Genomic DNA, 1,637 nt, shown 5'->3' with positions numbered 1-1,637 from the left:
TAGATTAAATACCCCTTGATAACCCCCTTCAATCGCATTACAATGAAAATGAAGCTGATTATTTATCTTCTCTGTACAGATTAAATGACAAAAAACTTAGTATATCTGGCGTCTCATGTTTAATTTTTTTGCACTATGTGCACCTCATGTATTGTACATTGTTGTCTACATTATCGACTAGTGCTGTGAATTGCGCCTATTTGGGCGCTTAAAAAGATTAAAAACGCCAACTGATAAAATGATAGTGAATAACTAGCTGCCCTAGGTTTCTTTTGTCTTTTTTCTGTTTAGTAAATTTCTTAACGTTTATAATTGAGACTTCAAAAGCAACTGAGTCGCAATAATTAGACGTTTAGAATAAGAGAACGCCATGTTTGAAAGTTAAATGTAAATAACTAGCCACCCACGGGGATTCTTTTGCCTTTTTCTCCATTTGGTAAATTTCTTAATGTTTTTAATTGCAATTATGAAAAGAGTAGAAAGATGTCATTCCAGCCAGTTTTCAACCTGCATTTGAGACCTGGCTGAGATGACATCATTATAGAGTAAATTAGATCCCAGTACTGGGATGACAAGAAGTGGAGGGGCTGGGATGACAGGAGGAGGGCACTGGGATGACAAGAAAAGAGCAGTGGGATGACAGGAGGAGAGGTACTTGGATGACAAGTAGGGGAGGGCTGGGATGACAAGACTGGGATAATACCATAGGGCTACTTGGATGACAAGAAGGTGTAGGTTATGCAAGAATTGAAAAAGCTAACCATATTTTCTTTTACTTCCATGCTATCTGTCATGTTATTTACTCTTACACGGAATTCAGATGAGTTTTTAAATCCACTACTGTACCAGCCTATATGTTTGCGAGCCATCTTTATTCCCGTGTCGTTTCCGTCATACTCAAGAATACTGTCGTAATGTTCAAGTATGATGCTTAATCTCTCTGAAGCTGTTGGTTCGGAGATTTCGCTTCCACTTATAAAGTGCATTGCTTGATTAATCAGCCAGGGTTTGCCATAAGCGCCCCGACCTATCATCACTCCATCAGCTCCAGATTCTTTGAGAGCTTTCTGAATATCGTCCAGGTTTTTTATGTCGCCGTTTATTATAACCGGAATTTTTACTTGCTCTTTAACATTTCGAACAAACTTCCAATCTGCTTGGCCATTATAAAGCTGTACCCTTGTTCTTCCATGCACAGTGATCATCTTTGCTCCAAGATTTTCTGCAATCTTCGCTAAACGTGGGGCATTACGATTTTCATCGTTCCATCCAGTGCGCATTTTTACCGTAACCGGCACACTTACTGCCTTAACTACAGCTTCAATTATCTCAGCAGCCTTTTTTTCATCACGCATTAGTGCTGATCCCGCGTAACCGTTCACAACTTTTTTAACTGGGCAACCAAAATTTATGTCTTTGATTTTAACTCCCATATCTTCATTTAATTTTGCAGCCTCTGCCATAACATTCGGCTCGCATCCAGCAAGATGCACAGCAGTTAACTCATCAACTTTTGCATACTCTGGCGAGTTTTCAAAATCATAGCTCTGCTGGCGATCATCTCTGAGACTAATAAACTTGCACCAAGTTTTTTTTACAATACTTCTAAATGGATAATCAGTCACTCCAGACATTGG

At 39.2% G+C, this 1,637-nt stretch carries 1 protein-coding gene; it reads right to left on the bottom strand.

Annotated elements, in window-relative coordinates; all coding sequences use genetic code 11:
* Positions 1-710: 710 nt before the first annotated feature.
* A partial coding sequence (gene dusB / locus HET73_RS07325) for a tRNA dihydrouridine synthase DusB (protein ID WP_246210289.1) occupies positions 711-1,637 on the bottom strand: 927 nt, incomplete at its 5' end.

Source organism: Wolbachia endosymbiont of Atemnus politus (assembly GCF_013309895.1).
This window is presented reverse-complemented; position numbering and strand designations above follow the sequence as displayed.